Raw genomic sequence first — 21,164 nt, 5'->3', positions numbered from 1 at the left:
CCACCTCTTTGGGGAGTCGCACAATTATGAAGGATATCTACTTAAAGTTCGGCAATCCTGCAATCAAGGGCGAATCTGCCGACAAGGACCATCAGGGCTGGATCGAAATCGATTCCTGGACGCATGCGATCACGCAACCGCGTTCGGCGACGGCATCGACGGCTGGCGGGCACACGTCGGAGCGCTGCGAACACGCCGACATGGCGTTCACGAAAGACATCGACGTCGTGAGTCCGCTGCTCTACCAGCATGCTTCGGGCGGCACGACGTTCGACGAAGTGACGATCGACTTCATGCGCTCGGACGGCGAGGGCAACCGCATCAAGTATCTCGAAGTGAAGCTGAAGTACGTGATCATTTCGAGCATTACGCCGAGCGTGGTCGGCGAAGGTCTGCCCACTGAGGCGTTCTCGCTGAAGTATGCCGCCGTGCAATGGAAGTACACGCAGCAGAAGATCGGCGGCAATCAGGGCGGCAACGCGCAAGGCGCATGGAGCCTGACGAAGAACGACAAGACGTACGCAGTCTGATGACAGCGGGTCCGCGTGCCGCTGTGCATGCGGACCCATTGCCGCAGTTTCGTTGAGGTTGCTCGAAGCAAACTTATGAAGCGATTCGAACCCAGTTTCTTCGACAAGCTGTTCGACGACGAACCGCATCTTCCGGCACCCGCCGCGATGCGGCAGTTGTCGCTGGAAGAACTGAAGTCGAATGTCGCGCGCGACGTCGAAGCGATCCTCAACACGCGTATCGCGTTGACGGAAGCCGACCTCGCCGCGTTGCCCGAGTGCCAGCGTTCGGTGCTCACTTATGGGCTGAACGATTTTTCCGGTTTGAGTCTGGCAAGCCATTACGACCGCATGTTCATCTGCAAGTCGATCCAGCAGGCGATCGGCCGGCACGAACCGCGCCTGCAACAGGTCGCCGTGACGCTCGAATTGAACGAGCAGTCGATCAACGCGCTGTACTTTGCGATCCAGGCTTTGCTGGTCGTGCATCCGGCGGAAGAGCCGGTGAGTTTCGACGCGATGCTGCATCCGTCGACCTTGCAATACTCGGTGACGCGCGCACGCGCGAAGCTGTGATACCGCGAGCCTGCGAGCAGGCCGAAGCGGAACGATCTCGCTCGGGGATGGAGTCATGGAAGAACTGCTGCCGTATTACGAGCGCGAGTTGTCGTTTTTGCGGCGCTATTCGCGAGATTTCGCCGAGCGCTATCCGAAGATCGCCGCGCGGCTCGCGATGTCGGGCGAGCATTGCGAAGACCCGCACGTCGAACGGATGATCGAGTCGTTCGCGCTATTGGGCGCGCGCATCAACAAGAAGCTCGAAGACGACTACCCGGAATTCACAGAAGCGCTTTTCGAAGTGCTTTATCCGCATTATTTGCGGCCTTTTCCTTCCTGTTCTGTTGCGCAATTCGGTTTGTCGAGCGGCATTGGGAATCTGACGCAGCCCGCGACCATCGAGCGAGGCACGGAAGTCAAATCGCGCCCGATACGAGGCGTGCAATGCCGTTTCCGAACCGCGTACGAGGTCGTGCTCGCGCCCATTCGTATTTCAGAAGCGAAGTACACGTCGGTGGCGATGGCGCCGAGCGCGACGGTCCTCCCTGCGAACGCGACGGGCATGCTCTCGATCACGCTTGAATCGACCGCGCCGCAACTCGATCTCGGTGCGCTGAAGCTGAGTACATTGCGGGCCCATTTGCATGGTGAACAATCGTTTGTCGCCGCGCTTTCCGATTGCCTTTTCATGCATGCACTGGCCGCGTACGTCGAGCCCGAGCGCAATGGCGTATGGAAAGCGCTGCGCGCCATGCCCGTCGAACAGGCCGGCTTCGACGAACAGGATGCACTGATCGACTATCCCGCGAAGTCGCATCCGGCTTATCGTCTGCTGACCGAGTATTTCGCGTTTCCCGATAAATTCAGTTTCGCCGATTTCGATCTGGCCGCCATGTTGCGCGCCAGTGGCCGTTGCCATCGCATCACGCTGCACGTCGTGCTGAAAGACGTGCGCAGCGATTCGAATATCGCGCGCCTGCTGGACGCGTTGTCCGCACAAAATCTGCGCCTGTTCTGCACGCCCGTCGTCAATCTGTTCAAACAGCATGGCGAGCCGATCCGCATCAGTCATCAGGCGGTTTCATACCCTGTGGTGGCGGAAGCCCGCCGGGCGTTCGCGTATGAAGTCTATTCGATCGACTCCGTCCGCCTCGTGCGTCAGCAGGCGCATGGCGAATCGGTGACGGAATTTCGCCCGTTCTATTCGCTGCATCACGGCGAGGCGACGCGCGCGGGCCACTACTGGTTTGCGCGCCGCAACGATTGGGTCGCGCAAAAGAGCCCCGGCTACGAGACGGAAATCTCCATCGTCGATATCGACTTCGAGCCGTCGGCGCCGCAAACGGACACGCTCAGCGTCGACCTGACGTGCACGAATCGCGATCTGCCCGCGCAACTCGCGGCGGGTCTCGAAGGGGGCGATCTGTTTCTCGAAGGCGGCTCGCTGGCGAGCACGCTCACGCTGTTGCGCAGACCCACGCCTAGCGTGCGCTTCGAGCGTGGGCGTTCCGCGCATTGGCGTCTGATTTCGCATCTCGCGCTCAATCATGTATCGCTCGCGGGAAGCGGGCTGGCGGCGCTCAAGGAAATGCTCGCGCTCTACGATCTGCGGCGAACGGCGGTGTCGGCGCGTCATGTCGACGGCTTGACAGGAATCGATCAGCGCGCGGCCGTGCAGTGGTTGCCCGGCAATCCGTTTGCGACCTTCGTGCGCGGAATCGAAGTGCGTTTGACGGTCGACGAGGAGCACTTCGTCGGCGCAAGTCTCGCTTCGTTTGTCGGCGTGATCGATCGCTTCTTTGGGCTGTACGTGCATCTGAACAGCTTTGTGCAACTGGTCGTCGTGTCGAAGCGCACGGGCGAGGAGATCTTGCGATGCAAACCGCGCAGCGGCGAATCGATCCTGGCGTAGTCGAACAACTGCTCGACGAGCCGCACCGCTTCGAGTTCTTTCAGGCGGTGCGTTTGCTGGAAAAGTGGTTCGGGCAGCAAACGTCCCAGCGTGCGGGCGATGTCGTCGCGCAGCGCATGACGTTTCGCACCACGCTGTCGCTCGCGTTTCCGCCGAGCGAGATCCAGGCCGCCATGTCGTACGACGAAGATGGCAATGCGCTCAAGGACAAGGCGCAGCGCACGGCTGCGCTCGTGAACGATGCGATCGGCAAGGTCGATCTGACGCCCGCGTTCTTCGGCCTGCTCGGCGGGCAGGGCGCGTTGCCGCTCAACTACACGGAGCAGTTGCTCGATCGCGAGCAGATGACGCGAGACCGCGCCGCGCGCGAATTCTTCGACGTGTTCTCGAATCGCGCGACGGCGCTCTTCTACGCGGCGTGGAAAAAGTACCGTCTGCCGTTTCACTACGAGCTCGACCGCGACGAGCGGTACTTGCCGCTGTTGTTGTCGCTGGCGGGTGTGGGCGATGCGGATACGCGCGCGAGCCTGCAAGCGGGCAAGGGCGCACTGTTCGACGAAGCGATTGCGGGCTACGCGCTGGCAGCGCGTCATCGGCCTGTATCGGCGGCGTACTTGCAGCGCAATCTCGCGGAGTACTTCAACGTGCCCGTGCAGGTCGATCAGTTCGTTGGCAAATGGTATGACGTGCCGCGCGACCAGCTGACGGTGCTGGGCAGTGTCAACGCGACGCTCGGCGCGACGGCGCTGGCGGGCACGCGCGTCTGGCAGCGCGACATGCGCGTGCGGCTCGTCATCGGCCCGTTGAAGAAGGCGGACTACGAGGCCTTCCTGCCCGGCGCGGAACGGGCGGTCGCACTCGAACGGATGCTGACGCTGCTGGCGGGCATCACGCTCGAATACGAAGTGAAGCTGAAGCTGCGTCATGAGGACGTCGGCCCCAGCATCCTCGGCAAAGGGTCGCGGCTGGGCTGGGACGCGTTCCTCTGCACGAACGAAGTCGTCGAAGACAGGGCAGACGCACGTTACGAACTGCACGTGATCCACTGACGGCAAACGAAAACAACGACACGCACGACACATCGGACAGTACGCCATGAGCACGCCATTGAAGACCCTGATCGCCAAACTCAACCCGACGTGCCGCGAGGCAGCGGAGCAAGCGGCGAGCCGCTGCCTGGCGCGCGGCCACTATGAGGTCGATCTCGAACACCTGTTCGGCGCATTGCTCGATGAAGCCGCGACAGACGTGCCACTCGTCGTGCGCGCGAGCGACATCGATATCCATGCATTGCGCGCCGATCTCGAACGCGAACTGGGACGCCTGAAGACGGGCAATACACGCACGCCCGTTTTCTCGGTGCATCTGATTGCGCTCTTCGAGCAGGCGTGGCTGATTGCGTCGCTGGATTCGCAGATTGCGCGCATTCGTTCAGGGCATCTGTTGCTTGCCTTGTTGAGTGCGCCGGATCTCGCGCAATTCGCGCAGCGCATGTCGCCGCTGTTTGCGAAAGTACGCGTGACGGAATTGAAGCACAGCTTCGATGAATTGACGCAAGGTTCGCGTGAAAGCGAAATCGGGTCGGCGACTGCGGAACAGGCGGCTTCGACAGAAGACTCTGCGCGCCCGAATGCCGCGTCGAAGACACCAGCGCTCGATACCTATACGACGAACCTCACGCAACGCGCGCGCGATGGCCATATCGACCCTGTGATCGGCCGCGAAGCCGAGATTCGTCAGGCCATCGACATCCTGATGCGCCGCCGCCAGAACAATCCGATCATGACGGGCGAAGCGGGCGTTGGTAAAACGGCCGTGGTCGAAGGGCTCGCACTGCGCATCGCCGCCGACGACGTACCACCGCCGCTACGCGGCGTCGCGCTGCACGTGCTCGACATGGGGCTGCTGCAAGCGGGTGCGAGCGTCAAGGGCGAGTTCGAGAACCGCTTGAAAAGCGTGATCGACGAGGTGAAGAAAAGCGCGCATCCCATCATTCTCTTTATTGATGAAGCGCATACCATGATCGGCGCCGGCGGCACGGCTGGACAGAACGATGCGGCGAATCTGCTGAAGCCGGCATTGGCGCGCGGCGAATTGCGCACGATTGCCGCGACGACATGGAGTGAGTATAAAAAGTACTTCGAGAAGGATGCGGCGCTTGCGCGACGCTTTCAGGTCGTGAAGATCGAAGAGCCGAATGAAACGCTTGCCGCTGCGATGTTGCGCGGCATGGCTTCGTTGATGGAAAAGCACTTCAACGTCCGCATTCTCGACAACGCGATCACGGAAGCCGTGCGTCTGTCACATCGCTATATCAGCGGACGTCAGTTGCCGGACAAGGCGATCAGCGTGCTCGACACGGCCTGCGCGAAGGTCGCGCTTGCACAAAGTGCGACGCCCGCCGCAATCGACGATACCAGCAAGCGTCTGGAACGCATCGACGCCGAAATCGCGGCATTGGAGCGCGAGACGGCGAGCGGCGCATCGCACGATGAGCGCCTCGCGGCATTGCGCGAGCAGCACGCGATCGACGTCGAACGGCTTGCGCACGATCGGGCGCGGTATGAGAAGGAGCGCATGATCGTCGGTGAAATCGTCGCGTTGCGGGAAAGGATCGACGCGGCGCGCGACGGCAATTGTCACGAAGACGAACTCGCCAGCGCGCGCGAAACGCTGGAACGTCGCGTCGCCGAACTGGCAGAGGTGCAGAAGACCGCACCGATGGTGCCGTTGCAGGTAGACGCGCATGTCGTCGCTGAGATCGTCGCTTCATGGACGGGCATTCCGCTTGGCCGCATGGTGAAGGATGAGTTGCGCACGGTGCTGAATCTGCAGCCGTTGTTGAGCGCGCGCGTGATCGGCCAGGATCATGCACTCGAAGCGATTGCGCAACGCGTGCGCACGGCAAGCGCCAATCTCGAAGATCCCAACAAGCCGCGCGGCGTATTCATGTTCGTCGGGCCATCGGGTGTCGGCAAGACGGAGACGGCGCTCGCGCTGGCCGACGTTCTGTATGGCGGCGAGCGCAAGATGATCACGATCAATATGAGCGAGTACCAGGAGGCCCACAGCGTTTCCGGGCTGAAGGGTTCTCCGCCGGGCTACGTGGGTTACGGCGAAGGCGGCGTGCTGACGGAAGCAGTGCGGCGCAATCCCTATTCCGTCTTGTTGCTCGATGAAGTTGAAAAAGCGCACCCGGACGTGCTGGAGATGTTCTTCCAGGTATTCGATAAAGGCACGATGGACGACGCCGAAGGGCGCGAGATCGATTTTCGTAATACGCTGATCATCCTGACGTCGAATGTCGGTTCATCTGCGGTGATGCAGGCGTGCCTGAACAAGAACGACGAGGACATGCCCGATGCCGGATCACTTGCCGAAATGTTGCGCCCGCAGTTGTACAAGGCGTTCAAGCCAGCCTTTCTTGGCCGCATGAAGGTCGTGCCGTATTACCCGATTGCCGACGACGTGTTGGTCGAGATCATCGAATTGAAGCTCGAGCGCATCCGGCACCGCATCGAAACCAATCACAAGGCGGCCTTCGAATGGGACGAGTCGCTCGTCGAAGCCGTGCTCGCACGCTGCACCGAAGTGGATTCGGGCGCACGCAATGTCGATCACATTCTTAACGGCACATTGCTGCCCGAAATCGCGCAGCATGTGCTCGAACGCATCGCCGATGGCGTGCCTGTCAAGCGCATCGGCGCGCGCGCGACGCAAGCGGGCGAGTTCGAATATACCGTTGCCTGAGGTTCACCAGAAACATGCCGACCAATTTCACCACGTTGCTTGAACCGATCAGCGACGCGTCGCCATGCGGCGACGACTTACTGTTCTCGTCGGAATTCGATGCGATCCAGCATGCGCGCCGTTTCGACGATGCGTCGCTGGATCAGGGCGAATGGGTCACCGAGATCAAGGAGGCCGACTGGTCGTTCGTCATCGAGCAATGCACGACGTTGCTTCTGACCCGAACGAAGGATCTGCGACTTGCCGCATGGCTGACGGAAGCGCTTGCGATCGAAGAAGGCGTGGCCGGTCTCACGCAAGGCTATGCGCTGCTCGCGGGCTTGTGCGAACGCTACTGGAGCAGCGTGCATCCTCTCGTGGATGGCGACGATGCGGAGTACCGGCTCGGCAATATCGGCTGGCTGGTGGTGCGCACGGCGGAATTGCTGCGCGCGTTTCCCGTCACGCAGGCGCCCGGCAGTTCGTTCAGCACGCTCGATTGGGACGTCGCCACGCATGTTGCGCAGGCGATCAGGCGTGACCCCGACCATGCGAACGATATCGCGCGCGGCAAGCCGTCGAATGAACAGATCGAGATGTCGAAACGCTCGACGCAGCCCGCTTTCTATACAGTCCTGCTTGCCGGTCTGCGCGCGTTCGAGGCGGCGATGCTGTCGCTCGAAAGCGAGCTGGAGCGTCACGCCGGCGATGCGGCGCCGAGTTTCCGGCAGGCGAAGGATGCGTATGAAGCGGTTTATCGGCTTGCGGAGCGTTTCGCAAAAGACGTAGGCGCGAACACGCTACCGCCGACGCAAACGCCGGTGCAAAGCCAGGCCGCGCCGCGTGCCCAACCCGAAGCTGTCGAAGCGCGCAGTGAGCCGTCGTTCAGGACGGCACCGCTGGAGGAGCTACCGTTGCCCATATCGACCACGAACCTGCCGAATCCGACGCCGGGCGTCATTCAAACCCGGGCGCAGGCGGTGGCGCAATTGCGCGCGGTCGCGCGCTTCTTTCGTCACACGGAGCCGCACAGCCCAGCCGCGTATCTCGCCGACAAGGCTGCGGAGTGGGCCGATATGCCTTTGCATCAGTGGCTCGCGACCGTCGTCAAGGACGACGGCTCGCTGTCGCATATCCGCGAGATGCTGGGCGTGAAGCCCGAAGAGAATAACTAGGCCAGACGCCGCATTACGAACCCGCGCGGAATTCGATGCGTCGATTGCGCGCGCGGCCATCGGCCGTATCGTTCGAGGCGATCGGCTGGTCCGGTCCGACGCCGAGCGTCGACAGTTGCTGCGGTGAAATCCCCTTTGTGACCAGATAGCCCTTCACGGCATCCGCACGCGCCTGACTCAGCGCGACATTCGTCGAGCGATTACCGGACGCGTCCGTGTGCCCGATGATCTCGACCTGCTTCGTCGTCATCCTGGTGAGCACAGCCGACATCTGATCGAGAATCGCGCGGCCTTGCGGCGTCAATGTCGCGCTGCCCGTTTCGAATTCGATGGTGCGATTGGCTAGCGTCTGATCGAGCAGACCCTGTTCCGAGGCGCTGACGCGCAACGCGTTGCGGATCGTGTAGGTCGGGTTCAACGCGTTCGCCATGTCGCTTGCAAGCTGCTGACGCTGCGCCTCGTTGCGCACTTCGCCTTTCACTTCGATCGACGTGCCGTCGATCTTCAGTTGCCCCTTGCTGATCTGCTTCAACTCCGGCCCGATCAGCTTCTGTACGTTCGCGCTCCAGTTTGGCGGCGTCGCAACGTCGCCGATTTCGATCTGATCGACGACGTTCGCCGCGCCATACGTGTCGCGCAAGCGTGCGAGCACGGCTGCCTTGGTGGCTTCATCGGGCAGCTTGCCGCCGACGACGACCTGGCCCGGCACCGCGTTCGCCGCGGGCGGCGCGGATCTGACGGCGCCCGTCGCGACAGGACTTGCAGATGCGGACGCGGTTGCGGACACGTTCGGCACGGGGGCAGGGGTGGGCGCAGGCAGAACCGTGGTGTGAATCTTGACGCCGCTGTTGTCGACGGGCGTGACGTTCGCCGGGCCGGCATTGTCGGCGAGTGCTGCACCGCTTGACGTTACGGCAAGCAGTGCCGCCGCGATCACGTTGCGCCTGATTCGCGTCGTCATGGTCTCAGGCTCCTGCAAACGCTTCGCGAAACGTGTCGATGCTGACACGCAGCGAGAGTTGCGGTTGATCGAGGTAACTGACGAGCTTGCTGATGCCATGGTCGTTTTGTGCGTGTTCGTCGATCCATTCGGGATCGTCGATGTCGATGTTGTGCTGTGCGTACGCCTGCGGATCGACGACACTGTGCAGCGTTTTCGCCGATGCGCCATTGAAGCCGATCACGAGGCGTTCCCGTTGCGCGATGGTGCCCATGAAAATGGCGAGTTCGAAATCGGCATGCGCGACGAACGGCGCGATCAGTTCGAGCCAGAACGCGGCGACCAGCGAACGATAGAACGGATCACTCGGCAACGGCAACGTGAGACCGCGTTCGAGGTGCGATGTTCCGCTCGTCATCACGGGGCGCAGCAGCGAACCGAGCGCGAGCATCGCGCCGCGCAGCCGCACCGGGTGTCCGCTTGCGAGCAGCATCTGTTCGAGACCGGACAGCGTTTGATGTTCGACGAAGTCGTTGAACGTGCCGTCATGCGGATTGCCCGGCCCCGCAATTTCGATCGGCACTTGCGTTTCGCCGAGCGCCTGCAATGCGCCCGCCGGTTCCGTCGAATCGAGCAGCGGTTTCATCTGCGTGGCAACGCGCGACCATAGCCGTGCAAAGGCGAGCGGGCTGCGCGCGAAGAACGCCAGCGGCCGGTCCACTTCGAGCGCCGTGGCCGCGAGAAACGGAAAGCGCCGCGCCGATTGATCCTGGCTCGCGACCATATGACCCGCGATGGCGAGCTTGCTGCGCGAGCCGAGAAACGCGAAGTGCATCGGCTTCGCGCTTTCATAGACGATCTTCCAGCGCGGATCTTCCGCAAGCAGTTCCATGGCTTGCGCGATCCAGCGGTCGAGCGTTTGCAGCAACTGCGGATTGTGCGCGCTCTTCACGAAGTCGCCGCGCGACGGAATCTTGCCGAAATAGGCGATCTGCGCCTGCACGGTCTGGCTCATTGCGCGCTCCCGTTGTTGGTGGCGGCAACGGCTGCCGTCGCCGTCGGCGACGTGGCCGCGGGCGTCGAGGCCGTCGAGGCCGTCGCCGCAGCGCCTGTGGGCGCACCCACATCGGCAATCGATGAAGGCAGTTTCAGGCCGCGCAGAGATTGTTGTTGAGGCGCGTCGCCGCTTGCCGTCGCCTGCGACGTGCTGATGATCCGCATGCTCACCGACACGCTCACGCTGCCTTGCGTCCACGTGAGATCGAAGGTGCCGTCCGGGCGGCGCGAGCGTTGCGCGGTGTTGATGAGCTTTTCGAGGCCATAGCGTCCTGGCTCGTTGACGAGTTGCACGGTGCGGCCGTCGAAGGTCGTGGCCGACAGCGTCGCGCCCGGCGAGCCGGAAGGATTCGGCCACACGAAGTTGGTCCATTGCGGCGGCGTGTTGCGATAGCGCAGTTGCTGGCCGTCGATGGCCACCGTGTACTCCGTCGTGCCGCTGCTCGGCTGCGGCAGGATCTGGAACACCGTCTGCGGTTCCGATGCACCCTGTGCGCCGCCCGCCGCGCCGCCTGCAAGCGGCGCGACCCAGCGCGCGAAGCCGTTGGTGAAGTCGGGCGCCAGCGCGAGGCCCATGTCGCCCCACGTGCGCGCCGTGAGCGTGTCGCCGCGCCGCACCGCGAGCGGTCCGAGCGTGCTGCCGACGAACTTCGCGACGGCGCCATCGGGCCCGAAGATCTGCGCGATCTCGCTCGCGCCAGCCTCGACCTTCGCGTCGCCCGCAAACGGATACTTGCTCGCCAGCGACGCCTGGAACGGCTGGTACACCTGCGCGTTCCAGACCTTGTTGACTTCGGCGCTGGCAGGCTGGATCACCACGGCATACGCCTGCATCAGCGGACGCACGAGCAGCGGACGCAGCGCCTTGCGTTGCGCGTCGGTAAGGCCCGTGAGCATCTGTTCGTCGACGTACTTGAGCGAGTCGGCGAGTTCGGAGCCGTTGCCGTCGAGCGTCTGCTGCATCAGTTGACGCGCGCCCGGACCCGGATCGCCCTGGTTCTTCAACACGTTGAAGCGCGTGCGTACCTTCGACAGCGAGTCCATATAGCCGCGCAGCAACGACACGTCGCCGTTCTTCACGGCAATGCGCGCGAGCCCCGCGAAATCCGCGCCGACGGGGCCCATGGGGAGATCGACAGGCTTGCCGTTGATATCGACGTTCGCGTTCAGTTGCGAGGCGGGCGTGCGCGAGAACCATTGCTTGACCCAGTTCACGACGCCGCCTTGCGCGCTCTTCAACGCGACATTCGCCAGCGACGGGTTGTCCCACGAGGTTTGCTCGTACGCGGTTTCGAGCACCTTGCGGATCGGCGAGTCTTGCGGATCGCCGAGACGGTTCATGGCTTCGACAGCCTGGTTGAAGTTGCCGAAACTCTGCACCGCAATGCCCTGCATGAACTTCTGCCAGTGCTGCGCATACTCGGTCTTATACATGCCGACCAGCGCCTTCTGGATCTGCTCGGGGCTGCCTTCGAGCGTGAGGTCGTCACGCGCGGACGTGTTGAGCACCCAGTCCTTCGCCTGCAGCTCTTTCGTCGCGGCGTCGCGGATCGCGGGCTGCACGTACTGGAACCACGCGTCGCGCGTGAAGGTGCCCGGAATCGCATAGCTGCCTGCGATCAACCCCGTGTTGTTTTCACCGACGATGCGCGCAATCGTCATCGGCGCGAAGCGCGTCGACGCGCGCGCCTTGATCTCTTCATACACGCGCTGGCGGGCGGGCATGCCGCGCACCACGCGGCGCAGGTTGTCGCGCGTCTGGTCGACCAGCGACAGATTCGCGTCGATCATCGGCCAGTCGTCGTCGCTCACGCGTGACAGATAGAACGTGATCATCCGTTCGGCGCTCTTGATCATCTCGTCGCGCGGCATGTTGCCGCGATTCTGTTCGAGCCAGCCGCGCCAGAAGCGTGCGACCTGATCGGTGAGATGCGCGGTTTCAACGTGGCGCTTGTCGGAGAGCATCAAATAGGTCTTCAGCGCGTTGTACGCATCCTCGACGTTGGCCGGCGACGCATCGCTGTAGAGGCCGCCCTGACTCGCCGACGTCATCGCCGTGTGCGCGGACACGGGAATAGCGCCGGAGTCGGGCGCGTGCGTCATCGGCGCGAGCTGCTCGGGATGCGCATCCACGTCCTTCAGGAACGACGCGAGGCTCTGCGACACGGGCGCCAGCATGATCTGCCTGATGCCGTTGTAGTACTCGGTCAGCAGGCGCTGTTCGAGACGGTCGCCCTGATACAGGCCAAGCGAGACGGAAAGCGGCCGCTCGCGGCGGAACTGTTCGAGTTGCTCGATGCGGTCTTCGAGCACGTCCATCGCTTGCAGGCGCGATTGCAGATCGTTGCGGCCCTGCTGCATGCGCGTGACGTTGTCGAGGTCGGCTTGCACGTTGGCGGTGAGCTGCTGGTTGCCGATCGTCGACCAGGTCCAGCCGCCCAGCGCAAGCGCCAAAATCACGACGAAGCTGAAGAACGTCGCATAACGCAAACGGGTCTTGGCGGGACTGGCGAACTGCCGCACCGTTTGACGGTCCGCGAAAATGACCTTTGAAAAGAGGTCGCGCAGGAAGAAGCCGTTCTTCGAAAAGGTGCTCTGAGGCTTCGGCAATGCGTCCGGGCTGAGGCCGAAGCGATTGGCGATGCGCTGCGCGGCGGCGCTGTTCGTCTCGCCTTCCTGCAGCGCGCTCGTGAAATAGAAGCCGCGAAAAATCGGTTTGTGCTGGAACGGGTTGTTCTCGAACAGCGTGGCGATGAACGCGCGCAGCGATGGCTTGATCGTCGAGAATTCGAGCGGGAAGCTCAATTGTCCGGGCGAGAGCTTGTTGCCGCGGCTGATCGACAGTTGCGCCACGCTGATTTCTTTCAGGCCTTCGTAGAGCTCTTCGAAGTGCTCGTCGAACTGCGCGACCACATCGCGCTTCTCGTCGGGCTGGTAGGGCAGGGTGGCGCCCCACGCGCGGTCGTACTCGTGACGCTCGCCGCCGCTGAAAAATTCCGTGAAGCCGGTGATCAGATCCGCCTTCGTGAACATCACGTAGACGGGGGCGAATACTTCGAGCTTGTCGGTCAGTTCCTGCACGCGCTGCCGCAGATTCTTCGCGAGGTTGATCGCGAATTCCGGCTTGTTGCCCGTCAGTTCCGCAATGCTCGCGGTGACGATGATCCCGTTGATGGGCGCCTTCGGACGAAAACGTTTGAGCAGGCCAAGAAAGCCGAGCCATTCGGTGCGGTCTTCTTCATGCACCGAATAGCGGCCCGCCGTGTCGAGCAGTATGCCTTCCGTGGTGAAGAACCAGTCGCAGTTTCGCGTGCCGCCAATGCCATGCACGACGGCGTCGTTCTTGTCGGCAAACGGAAATTGCAGGCCCGAGTTCAGCACCGCGCTGCTCTTGCCCGCTGCGGGATTGCCGATCACGATGTACCAGGGCAATTCGTAGAGCGCCGAGCCGCCCGAGGTTTGCCCGATCTTCGACGTCTTGATCGTCTTCACGGCGTCGACGAGACGCGTGCGCAGCACGTCGAGATCCGCGCCACGAGCGGGCGCGGCGACCGTCGCTTCGCTGCCTGCTTGCGCCTGTTGTTCGAGCATCTCGCCGAGCTTGCTGTTCGCGCGGCGAATACGGAGGCGTCTGACGAGCCACGTGACGAGCAATAGCGCAATCAGCGCGCCGACCGCAATGGCCGGCCAAACGGGATCGATCTGGAAGAAGTCCGCGCCGGCGAATAGCACGGCCGCTAGCGCGAGCACGCCGATGACGGTCAGCGTGCGTCTGGAGGTCAACCCGTTGAGGAAGCGTTGCATAAGCCTGTCAGGTCTTGATGATAGGAATAGCGTGTGAAAAGACGTCTAATGCGGCTTAATCAGCCTTTAACGATCATTCGACCGATCGTTTCAATGCGTCTTGAGTAAGATTGGAAATGCCGCAATTCATGTGTTGGATGGCGGGTAAAAAGTGCGATTTAACATTTTATCGATTGCGGCCGAGCACGAAACCGGGCTTGTGATATTCGACGTGTCCGAGGTCCTTCATTTTCCATCGCCCGCCCCATGTCAGCCCCACTTGCTCGGCGACTTGTCCGTATAACTGGTAGCCTTGCATGGCCCACGGATCTTTTTCGGAAATGACGATCTTGCCGTCGCGCAAAAAGGCATTGTCGGCAGCGAGACCGTATTGATGATAGCTTTGGAATGCGGCTGCGTTTGTGACATTGCTACCCATTTGCGCAAGGCGGTTTTGCCTTTCCGGACTCCGGTAACCTTCCAGTAACGCCATCTCATAGCCATGTTGCTCACGCATGATTTTATAAACGAGCAACAGACGCGTCCGGAAATCGGCATCGAGCATATTCCAGTCGCGGCTCGCGTCTTTCAGCGCGGGCCGGATCTGCTCGACCTCTTGTGTCGCAAAGGCTTCGGGCGGCAGCGGCGGAGGCGGCACCAGCTGTTCGCCATTGAGCAATTGGGCGATTTTTTCGTCCGGTGACCTGGAAACGTCATCGAACTGGAATAACTGTTTGCCGCGTAATGCGACGGCTACTAATGGCGGCGTCGCAAGAATACCTGTGGTGGTTAAAATCAGCAAGCGCCGGCGTGCCAGTAAGTTTTGCATATCGGCAATTGTCGCTTGAGACATTTTTGCCGAATAGCTTAATTGCGCTTTAGCTTTCAGTGCGTTATTTGATGCGCGCCGCATGAATCGCGCATGCCAAACTGCTATGCCGCCAAGAATTGTTAAACGGACTGGCGGCAATAGGACGATTGCCGCAAGCAAAACAGCAATGGCGAAATAGACGACGAGTGCGACGGCAATCAAAGGAAACCCCGGAAATTCGCGGCAATTGTTTTTTGTAATGCTTGATCTTAGAATCAGGCGTGCCCCGAGGAGGGGCTTTTACACATTTTCCTCTCGAATATTAACCAGTTTCCAAGAGACAGTGAATGAGTGCGCCTGAATCGAACTCAAAAGTCCCACCCAGTCTGCTATCCGAGCCGGCTAAAGATGGGCAAGCGGGTGGTTCGCGCATTCTTGCCAATCTCGAAGGACGCGTCGATCCTTCCGCGAACCAGAAGCCGAAGCGTTCGCGCGCACTGCCCCTCGTCGTGGCGGCGCTGGTGATCGCCGCGGGTGGTGTGGGTGCCTATCAGTTGCACCATCGTGCTTCGGCGGAGAAGGTTGCAGCGGCCGCCGCGCAGAAGGATGCGGCGAATGGAGCGTCCACTGTCGTGGCGTCGAGCGTCCGGCTCGCGAGCGGTGTGACGGCGAGTGTGTCGGCTTCCGCCGTGCCGGCTGCGGCGCCCGCTACCATCGTCGCCGCTGACGATGCGGGCAAGGATATGCCGCGCGCACAGGCATCGAATGACGACGGCAGCCGGTTGTCGCGTGCGTTGGCGGATGGTGCGGGCGGATCGGACGAGCATGCATCAGCGGCAATCGTGTCAGGCACGAACACCGACGATACTGCGAAGCCCGCCAGTGCCGCGAGCTCGAAGCATGCCGACACGGCATCGAAAGCGGCGCACGGTAAACACGATAAGCGGCAACTCGCGGAAGAGCGCCATTCGAAGGAAAGCAAAGCGGCCGTGGCGTCGCGCGCGAAGAAGCCGAACGGCAAGCAGGAATCGAAGGACGATTCCGATGCCGATCTGCTCGCCGCGCTCGTCGCGCGCACCAAGCCCGCTTCGACCCGATCCGACCAGCCCGCCGATGCTCAGGCCGCGGCGAAGAAAGTGGGCGCGGCTGGCAATCCCACAGCGACGCTCGCCGAACGCATCAACGAATGTGGCCAGCACGGTTTCTTCGAAGAGCAACTGTGCCGCTGGCGCGTTTGCGATGGACATTGGGGCAAGGACCCGCATTGTCCGGCAGCGGCGCAGGCACGGCAGCCCTGAGCGTGAATGTTTCTTGTGTCGTGTGAAGCGGCGCCGCGTGCGCCGCTTTGTATTTGAGGTCGCGGCAGCTCGAGATCGATATCGATATCGGCGTCGACGTCGGCATGATCAAGCGATCGCATCTGCCTCCGCAATATGCCGCACGATGGCCGCATTGACCTTGTCGGCGTGCGTGACGGGGCCCATGTGTCCTGCGCCTTCGACGATCGCAAGGCGCGCCGCCGGCAGCAACATCGGCAATCGCTCGGCAATGGCGCGGGTCGGAATGGGCGCGTGCTGGCCGCGCATGATCAGCGCCGGAACACGCAAACCGGTGTACGCGCTGGCGGGCGTGCGTTCGTCGAGCAGCGCGCGAAAGTCGAGTGGCGCCTTCGGCGCCCAGCGCGTGAGCGCGTCCTGCACCGAGGGGCGCAATGCTTCCCATGCGCCCCGGCCGCCCCAGTAATCGACGAATGAAGCAGCCGCGCCCCGATAGTCGCCACAGTTCACGCCATCGGCGGTGCGCTTCGAGATCGCGACGATTTCCGCCAGCGCGTGGGCTCCGTATGAGCCCATCGTCTTGAGCAGATGAAACGCCGAGGGCTCGTATAGCGTCAGACTCGCGATACGCTCGGGCCGCTCGACGGCCGCGCGCAACGCCACGCCACCGCCATACGAGTGGCCGACGAGATGCACCTTGCCGCGCGATGCGTCGATGATGCCCAGTGTCTTCGCGGCCTCGTCGGCGAGCGTGAACGCGCGCTCGCCGCTCCACGGCCCCGTGCTGTCGCAGCCGTAGTGCTCGGGCGCGACGAACGCGTGACGCGCGCCAAGGGCTTCGCCGAGTTTGCGCCATTGCGCCGCTCCCGAGCCGGAGCAATGCAGTGCGATCACCGATGTGACGGATGAAGAGGATTGCGATGCGACTGTGATGTCCATGTTGTTCAGACAGTTCGAAAGTTGGATCGGGACGTCGGCGCGTGTGCCTCAGTCATATTCGCTCGCATGCATGCGGCGTTCGAGTTCGACGATGTCGACCGCGGCTGCAAGGTACGCGTCACGGCGGCTATGTTCAGCACGGTCGAGTGCCTTTCTCAACAACTGGAATAGATAGATGAGCATGATGTCCTCTGTTCGATCGTGTGACCGATTGCGTAGCGGCATGAATGCCGTGTACTCGCAGAGTCCATGCCACATTGCTGCAAGCCTTGTCTGGTGGACCTTTCAGCTGCCTCTGCGGGTTCAAGGCGGGCGGAAGCGTCGTCGCGCGGCCGACAGACCTTGAGTGGAAGTTGGACTGAAACAGACACGTGTGCCGTGCCGCGGCGCATCGCGGGACTTCGCCGCGCGCGAAGCGCAGCGAAGTCAGTCGATACAGGAAAAGCGGTGTCCGGATGAATCGACGGGACGCCCGGCGTCAGACTCCACTCACGCGCGTTCCACTACGACTTCGAGATACTCGCTCGGCAGGACGAGCGTCGCGTCGTTCGAACGGTTACGGCTCTCGATCAGTGTCATCAGGTCGCGCAGAAACGCCGCCTGCGGCTCGCCTTCGAGTGCGGCAAACGCCTTGTTCATCGGCCCGTAGAAGGTGCGGAACACGTCGACGAAATGCTCAGGCGACCGGTAGCGGAACGTGAAATCGCGGCTCGCTGCGATGATGTTCCGGGCGTCGGCGCCGAAAAGCGCTTCGAGGTGTGACTTCGTGCCCCAGAGTGCTGGCGACTTCACGCCTGCCGGCGGCGGGATGTGCTTGCCGATCGTCTTGAATAGCTGTCCGATGAAACTCTCCGGTGTCCAGTTCGCGAGACCGATCCGTCCGCCCGGTTTGCAAACACGCGCGAGTTCGGCGGCCGCTTTCTGCTGGTCTGGTGTGAACATCACGCCGAAGGTCGACATCACGATGTCGAACGAGGCATCCGCGAAGGGGAGCGCTTCAGCGTCCGCTTCCTGGAACTGCACGGCAAGCCCTTCGGCTTGCGCGCGCGCACGGCCGGCATCGAGCAGCGAGGCGACGTAATCGGTCGATGTGACGTCGCAATAGCGGCGCGCAGCGGCGAGCGTCGCGTTGCCGTTACCGGCGGCAACGTCGAGCACGCGACTACCGGCACGCATATCGAGCGCTTCGCAGAGGTTCTCTCCAACGATTTGCAGTGTGGTGCCGACAACGGCATAGTTGCCCGTCGACCAGGCCGCCTGCTGGCGAACCTTGACGGCGGCGAAGTCTGCAACGGGTGCGAGAGCGGAATCAACAGCGGACATGAAGAACTCCTGAAAGGCCAGGGCAGCGATGCGCAATGGCATGGCTTTGCTGCGTGTCGGATGGCGCCGCGAATGCCTGCTGCGAGCGTGCCCGCGCGGCGAACGGGCAAGTCGGACTTGATCTGGAAGACGCGACAGCTACGCGACGTTTACTCGACGGCGGAGATGCCCGAGCCGCCCATTTCGCCAGGCAGGTCCCTGAATTTTGGCAGGCCATCGTTCATGGGGAGCACGGACTCGGGGTAGTGAACGTGCACACCCGCTGCATAGGGGAAGTCGTCTACAACCGCGGCATAGACATCGATCAGGCCGAGTCCCGGATGCACCGCGAAGAGATGTCCACCGCACAACCTGCACCACTTGCGATAGCTGTGCGGTGTCTTGTTGTACGTGCTGATGTCGTCGGCACCATGTGTGACGCACAGAGCGTCGGGGCTCCACAGCGTGAATGCATTGATCGGGCTGGCCGACCAGCGGCGGCACGACTCGCAATGGCAATAGCCCATTCCCGCAGGCTTGCCAATCAACGTGAACTGCACGGCGCCGCAAAAGCACTGGCCTCGATAGATATCCGCGTGACTCATGTTTGTCTCCGGATAAAGCGGTGGCCGCTCGTTCGACATTTCATGAGCGCTTCACCGTTCTTTGTTGCAGAATTGCGTGAGTGCCAGTATCGGCACGCAAGCTGGTTCGAGGAATGACCAGGCGTCCAGATGTTTTGCGCAGGACGCCGAAACTGATGGGCGCTGTCATGGATGCTTTCTCGGATGTTCTTCGCGTGGTGCGTCTCGGAGGGGCGGTGTATCTAAACGCCGACTTAACCGCACCCTGGTGTGTCGTCGGGGAAGTCACATCGGAGCTGTGCGCCACGTTTCTGCCGCGCGCCGAACGCATCGTGTCCTATCACCTCATCACTGAAGGCAGTTGCCGGGCTGCCCTCGTTGACGATCCTGCTTCTGCGATTCGTGTCGATGCGGGCGAACTTCTTGTCGTGCCGCAAGGCGAAGCGCATCTGATGGGCAGTTCACTCGACGTCGAGCCCGCGCCTTCAGACGAGTTGATGTCGAAGTATCTGAGTACCTCGCCGGGTGAAGTCATGACGTTGAACTACGGCGGCGGTGGCGCGCACACGCGGATCATCTGCGGCTTTCTCGCCTGCGACGATTCGTTGACGAATCCGGTCCTTTCGGCATTGCCACGACTCTTCAAGGTCGACATGCGCAACGATCCGCAATCGGCGTGGCTCGAATCGTCGTTGAAGCTCGCGGCCAACGAAGCGGCCGACTGGCGCGTCGGCAGCGCAATCGTGCTGGCGCGGCTTTCGGAGTTGCTTTTCGTGAAGGCGGTGCAACGTTGCATCGAGGCGCTGCCGGCGGATCGCAAGGGTTGGCTGGCGGGCGTGGGCGATCGTTTCGTTGGCCGCGCGCTCGCCATGCTGCACGCGCAACCCGCCTATGGCTGGACGGTCGAAGAGCTCGCGCGCAAGGTCGGCCTCTCGCGTTCGGCGCTGGCGCAGCGCTTCGCGGAACTGCTGGGCCAGCCGCCCATGCAGTACCTTGCGCGATGGCGTCTGCAGGTCGCAGCGCAGGCGTTGCGGGACGGGAACCAGACGCTGGCGGCAGTGGCCGAGCAGGTCGGGTATGAATCGGAGGCGGCGTTTAATCGCGCGTTCAAGCGGGAGTTCGGCATGCCGCCGGCCAGCTGGCGACGCAGCAAGGGTCTGGATGGCAGCCGCGATTCGATCGATGCAAACACCAATACTCGGATCGGCGGCGTTTCGTCTGATGAGCGCCTGGTGACGGACTGACGGCGGTTGCGTGAACGCGCGGCTGGCGGCGGTTCACCACGGGTGAGGACGCTCATCGGCGGGGGCAACCGTGTGGTCCGTTAATTCGCAACTAACTGTCTGCCGCCGCCGGCGCCCCCGACGCCTTCCGCGCAACGTCTGTCTACAGGCGCACGGCGATATACGCCTTTCCTTGAACATGCAAGCGCCGACCCGGCAAAGGGCGGCCGCGCAACGCGTGCACGCACCATCGGCGGCGCGCGTCGATCGACAGTGCTAGTCTTTGCGCTGATCGCGCATACCGGCCGTCGCGAACTTCATCGCGCTTCGCGGCTCTTAGCGCAAACGACGACGTGTCGCGGCGCGCATCTGCGCCCGGGCGCGGCGCCGTCCACCGTGCTCGACGGGCACAGACGACCGAGGCGAGGTAACGTGCATGAACACACCATCAAACAACGACGTCGTCTTTCTGTTCGACGTCGATAACACGCTGCTCGACAACGATCACGTGCTGACTGACCTGCGCACGCACATGACGCGGCAGTTCGGCGAAGAAAATAGCGCGCGCTACTGGCAGATCTTCGAGGATCTACGCAGCGAGCTCGGCTATGCGGATTATCTCGGCGCGTTGCAGCGCTATCGCACCGTGCACGACGACGACACGCAGCTATTGTTGATGTCGTGCTATCTGATCGATTATCCGTTTGCCAACCGCGTATTTCCCGGTGCGCTCGATGCGCTGCGCTATGCGAGCGAGTTCGGCAAGACGGCGATCCTTTCCGATGGCGACGTCGTGTTCCAGCCACGCAAGGTTTCGCGCTCGGGCCTGTGGGACGAAGTGGAAGGGCGCGTGCTGATCTACATTCACAAGGAACTGATGCTCGACGACGTGATCGCGCATTATCCGGCACGCCACTACGTGATGGTCGACGACAAACTGCGCATCCTCACCGCGATGAAGGAGCAATGGGGCGACCGCCTGACGACGATCTTCCCGCGCCAGGGCCACTATGCGCTCGATGCCAGAGAGATCGCGAAGTATCCCGACCCCGACATTACGATCGAAAGAATCGGCGAGCTGACGTCGATCGACTTCGATGCATTGACGGCAGAGGGGCGTCGATAGGCGAAGCGGAAGCGCCAGCTATTCACTCATCCATTTGCCGCTCGGATCGCTGCCTGGCAGCAATTCCAGGAGCGTGCCCGGCGGCTGACTGAGCCGCTTCTCCGCCAGCGCGATGAATACGACGTCGGGTAATGCGGGCAGGCTCGCGCTGTTCATGGGCGGCGCGCGTCCCGCGCGCGGACACGGCTTTGCCCATCATGCGCTTTGCATGGAATGTTGCGCCCTCGCATCAACCTTGCA

The 21,164-nt window shown here is 62.3% G+C and carries 17 protein-coding genes and 1 pseudogene; 9 read left to right on the top strand and 9 right to left on the bottom strand.

All coding sequences use genetic code 11. The features are described 5' to 3' along the window. The first annotated feature begins 26 nt into the window (after positions 1-26). The 6 genes from KFO72_RS19950 (at position 27) to tssA (ending at position 7,883) form a co-directional block, all read left to right on the top strand. Positions 27-530: an Hcp family type VI secretion system effector gene (locus tag KFO72_RS19950; protein ID WP_035995719.1), complete on the top strand. Its 504-nt coding sequence runs from the start codon at positions 27-29 to the stop codon at positions 528-530. Between the two features lie 75 nt (positions 531-605). Continuing rightward, on the top strand, positions 606-1,085 hold the full coding sequence (gene tssE, locus KFO72_RS19945) for a type VI secretion system baseplate subunit TssE (RefSeq protein ID WP_225032835.1): 480 nt from the start codon (positions 606-608) through the stop codon (positions 1,083-1,085). Positions 1,086-1,140: 55 nt separating this feature from the next. Then, positions 1,141-2,979, top strand: coding sequence for a type VI secretion system baseplate subunit TssF (tssF, locus tag KFO72_RS19940; protein WP_054931745.1), 1,839 nt, complete (start codon positions 1,141-1,143; stop codon positions 2,977-2,979). Next, entirely contained in the window at positions 2,943-4,028 is a 1,086-nt protein-coding gene (tssG, locus tag KFO72_RS19935) for a type VI secretion system baseplate subunit TssG (protein WP_054931746.1), read from the top strand. The genes tssF and tssG overlap by 37 nt, the downstream gene beginning before the upstream one ends. 46 nt (positions 4,029-4,074) lie before the next feature. Beyond that, positions 4,075-6,729 (top strand): type VI secretion system ATPase TssH, encoded by a 2,655-nt coding sequence (gene tssH / locus KFO72_RS19930; protein WP_225032834.1) that lies wholly within the window; start codon positions 4,075-4,077, stop codon positions 6,727-6,729. A gap of 14 nt (positions 6,730-6,743) precedes the next feature. Further along, entirely contained in the window at positions 6,744-7,883 is a 1,140-nt protein-coding gene (gene tssA / locus KFO72_RS19925) for a type VI secretion system protein TssA (protein WP_225032833.1), read from the top strand. 13 nt (positions 7,884-7,896) lie between these two features. Here tssA and KFO72_RS19920 read toward each other — a convergent pair whose 3' ends face one another. From KFO72_RS19920 to KFO72_RS19905, 4 genes are all read right to left on the bottom strand, one after another. Beyond that, the gene (locus tag KFO72_RS19920) at positions 7,897-8,844 is read right to left on the bottom strand and encodes an OmpA family protein (protein ID WP_225032832.1); all 948 of its coding nucleotides are present in this window, start codon (positions 8,842-8,844) and stop codon (positions 7,897-7,899) included. Positions 8,845-8,848: 4 nt separating this feature from the next. Continuing rightward, positions 8,849-9,838: a type VI secretion system-associated protein TagF gene (gene tagF, locus KFO72_RS19915; protein WP_054931750.1), complete on the bottom strand. Its 990-nt coding sequence runs from the start codon at positions 9,836-9,838 to the stop codon at positions 8,849-8,851. Then, a complete protein-coding gene (gene tssM / locus KFO72_RS19910) occupies positions 9,835-13,683 on the bottom strand; it encodes a type VI secretion system membrane subunit TssM (RefSeq protein ID WP_225032831.1) in 3,849 nt (1,282 codons plus the stop codon). The genes tagF and tssM overlap by 4 nt, the downstream gene beginning before the upstream one ends. Positions 13,684-13,849: 166 nt before the next feature. Beyond that, the gene (locus KFO72_RS19905; protein ID WP_225032830.1) at positions 13,850-14,695 is read right to left on the bottom strand and encodes a M15 family metallopeptidase; all 846 of its coding nucleotides are present in this window, start codon (positions 14,693-14,695) and stop codon (positions 13,850-13,852) included. Positions 14,696-14,820: 125 nt separating this feature from the next. Here KFO72_RS19905 and KFO72_RS19900 point away from each other — a divergent pair, with 125 nt between their 5' ends. Beyond that, complete coding sequence (locus KFO72_RS19900; protein WP_225032829.1) at positions 14,821-15,771, top strand: hypothetical protein; 951 nt, start codon at positions 14,821-14,823, stop codon at positions 15,769-15,771. A gap of 108 nt (positions 15,772-15,879) precedes the next feature. Here the strand turns inward: KFO72_RS19900 and KFO72_RS19895 are convergent, their stop codons facing one another. From KFO72_RS19895 to KFO72_RS19880, 4 genes are all read right to left on the bottom strand, one after another. Further along, positions 15,880-16,689 (bottom strand): alpha/beta fold hydrolase, encoded by an 810-nt coding sequence (locus KFO72_RS19895; RefSeq protein ID WP_054931754.1) that lies wholly within the window; start codon positions 16,687-16,689, stop codon positions 15,880-15,882. 48 nt (positions 16,690-16,737) lie between these two features. After that, complete coding sequence (locus KFO72_RS19890) at positions 16,738-16,872, bottom strand: DUF3563 family protein (RefSeq protein ID WP_082433877.1); 135 nt, start codon at positions 16,870-16,872, stop codon at positions 16,738-16,740. Positions 16,873-17,178: 306 nt separating this feature from the next. Further along, positions 17,179-18,012 carry a class I SAM-dependent methyltransferase gene (locus KFO72_RS19885; protein WP_225032828.1) on the bottom strand — a complete coding sequence of 278 codons (834 nt, stop codon included), beginning with the start codon at positions 18,010-18,012 and terminating at the stop codon, positions 17,179-17,181. Positions 18,013-18,161: 149 nt separating this feature from the next. Beyond that, positions 18,162-18,596, bottom strand: a complete 435-nt coding sequence (locus KFO72_RS19880) for a GFA family protein (protein ID WP_225032827.1) — start codon at positions 18,594-18,596, stop codon at positions 18,162-18,164. 167 nt (positions 18,597-18,763) lie between these two features. Here KFO72_RS19880 and KFO72_RS19875 point away from each other — a divergent pair, with 167 nt between their 5' ends. Then, positions 18,764-19,819 carry an AraC family transcriptional regulator gene (locus tag KFO72_RS19875; RefSeq protein ID WP_225032826.1) on the top strand — a complete coding sequence of 352 codons (1,056 nt, stop codon included), beginning with the start codon at positions 18,764-18,766 and terminating at the stop codon, positions 19,817-19,819. A gap of 415 nt (positions 19,820-20,234) precedes the next feature. Further along, positions 20,235-20,924, top strand: a complete 690-nt coding sequence (locus tag KFO72_RS19870) for an HAD family hydrolase (RefSeq protein ID WP_054931756.1) — start codon at positions 20,235-20,237, stop codon at positions 20,922-20,924. An 18-nt stretch (positions 20,925-20,942) separates the two neighbouring features. On the opposite strand, the pseudogene KFO72_RS19865 reads toward KFO72_RS19870, so the two are convergent. After that, positions 20,943-21,095, bottom strand: a pseudogene (locus tag KFO72_RS19865) (LysR family transcriptional regulator); the annotation flags it as partial. Positions 21,096-21,164: the final 69 nt, after the last annotated feature.

The sequence above is a fragment of the Paraburkholderia sp. XV genome (assembly GCF_020177535.1).
Taxonomy (GTDB): Bacteria; Pseudomonadota; Gammaproteobacteria; order Burkholderiales; family Burkholderiaceae; genus Paraburkholderia; species Paraburkholderia caribensis.
The sequence above is the reverse complement of the archived record's forward strand: the minus strand, read 5'-3'. Positions and strand labels throughout refer to the sequence as shown.

Excerpts from the sequence above, each read along its gene's own strand:
- KFO72_RS19950 (WP_035995719.1), top strand. The coding sequence starts at position 27 with ATGAAGGATATCTACTTAAAGTTCGGCAATCCTGCAATCAAGGGCGAA.
- tssE (WP_225032835.1), top strand. The coding sequence starts at position 606 with ATGAAGCGATTCGAACCCAGTTTCTTCGACAAGCTGTTCGACGACGAA.
- tssF (WP_054931745.1), top strand. The coding sequence starts at position 1,141 with ATGGAAGAACTGCTGCCGTATTACGAGCGCGAGTTGTCGTTTTTGCGG.
- tssG (WP_054931746.1), top strand. The coding sequence starts at position 2,943 with ATGCAAACCGCGCAGCGGCGAATCGATCCTGGCGTAGTCGAACAACTG.
- tssH (WP_225032834.1), top strand. The coding sequence starts at position 4,075 with ATGAGCACGCCATTGAAGACCCTGATCGCCAAACTCAACCCGACGTGC.
- tssA (WP_225032833.1), top strand. The coding sequence starts at position 6,744 with ATGCCGACCAATTTCACCACGTTGCTTGAACCGATCAGCGACGCGTCG.
- KFO72_RS19920 (WP_225032832.1), bottom strand. The coding sequence starts at position 8,844 with ATGACGACGCGAATCAGGCGCAACGTGATCGCGGCGGCACTGCTTGCC.
- tagF (WP_054931750.1), bottom strand. The coding sequence starts at position 9,838 with ATGAGCCAGACCGTGCAGGCGCAGATCGCCTATTTCGGCAAGATTCCG.
- tssM (WP_225032831.1), bottom strand. The coding sequence starts at position 13,683 with ATGCAACGCTTCCTCAACGGGTTGACCTCCAGACGCACGCTGACCGTC.
- KFO72_RS19900 (WP_225032829.1), top strand. The coding sequence starts at position 14,821 with ATGAGTGCGCCTGAATCGAACTCAAAAGTCCCACCCAGTCTGCTATCC.
- KFO72_RS19895 (WP_054931754.1), bottom strand. The coding sequence starts at position 16,689 with ATGGACATCACAGTCGCATCGCAATCCTCTTCATCCGTCACATCGGTG.
- KFO72_RS19890 (WP_082433877.1), bottom strand. The coding sequence starts at position 16,872 with ATGCTCATCTATCTATTCCAGTTGTTGAGAAAGGCACTCGACCGTGCT.
- KFO72_RS19885 (WP_225032828.1), bottom strand. The coding sequence starts at position 18,012 with ATGTCCGCTGTTGATTCCGCTCTCGCACCCGTTGCAGACTTCGCCGCC.
- KFO72_RS19880 (WP_225032827.1), bottom strand. The coding sequence starts at position 18,596 with ATGAGTCACGCGGATATCTATCGAGGCCAGTGCTTTTGCGGCGCCGTG.
- KFO72_RS19875 (WP_225032826.1), top strand. The coding sequence starts at position 18,764 with ATGGATGCTTTCTCGGATGTTCTTCGCGTGGTGCGTCTCGGAGGGGCG.
- KFO72_RS19870 (WP_054931756.1), top strand. The coding sequence starts at position 20,235 with ATGAACACACCATCAAACAACGACGTCGTCTTTCTGTTCGACGTCGAT.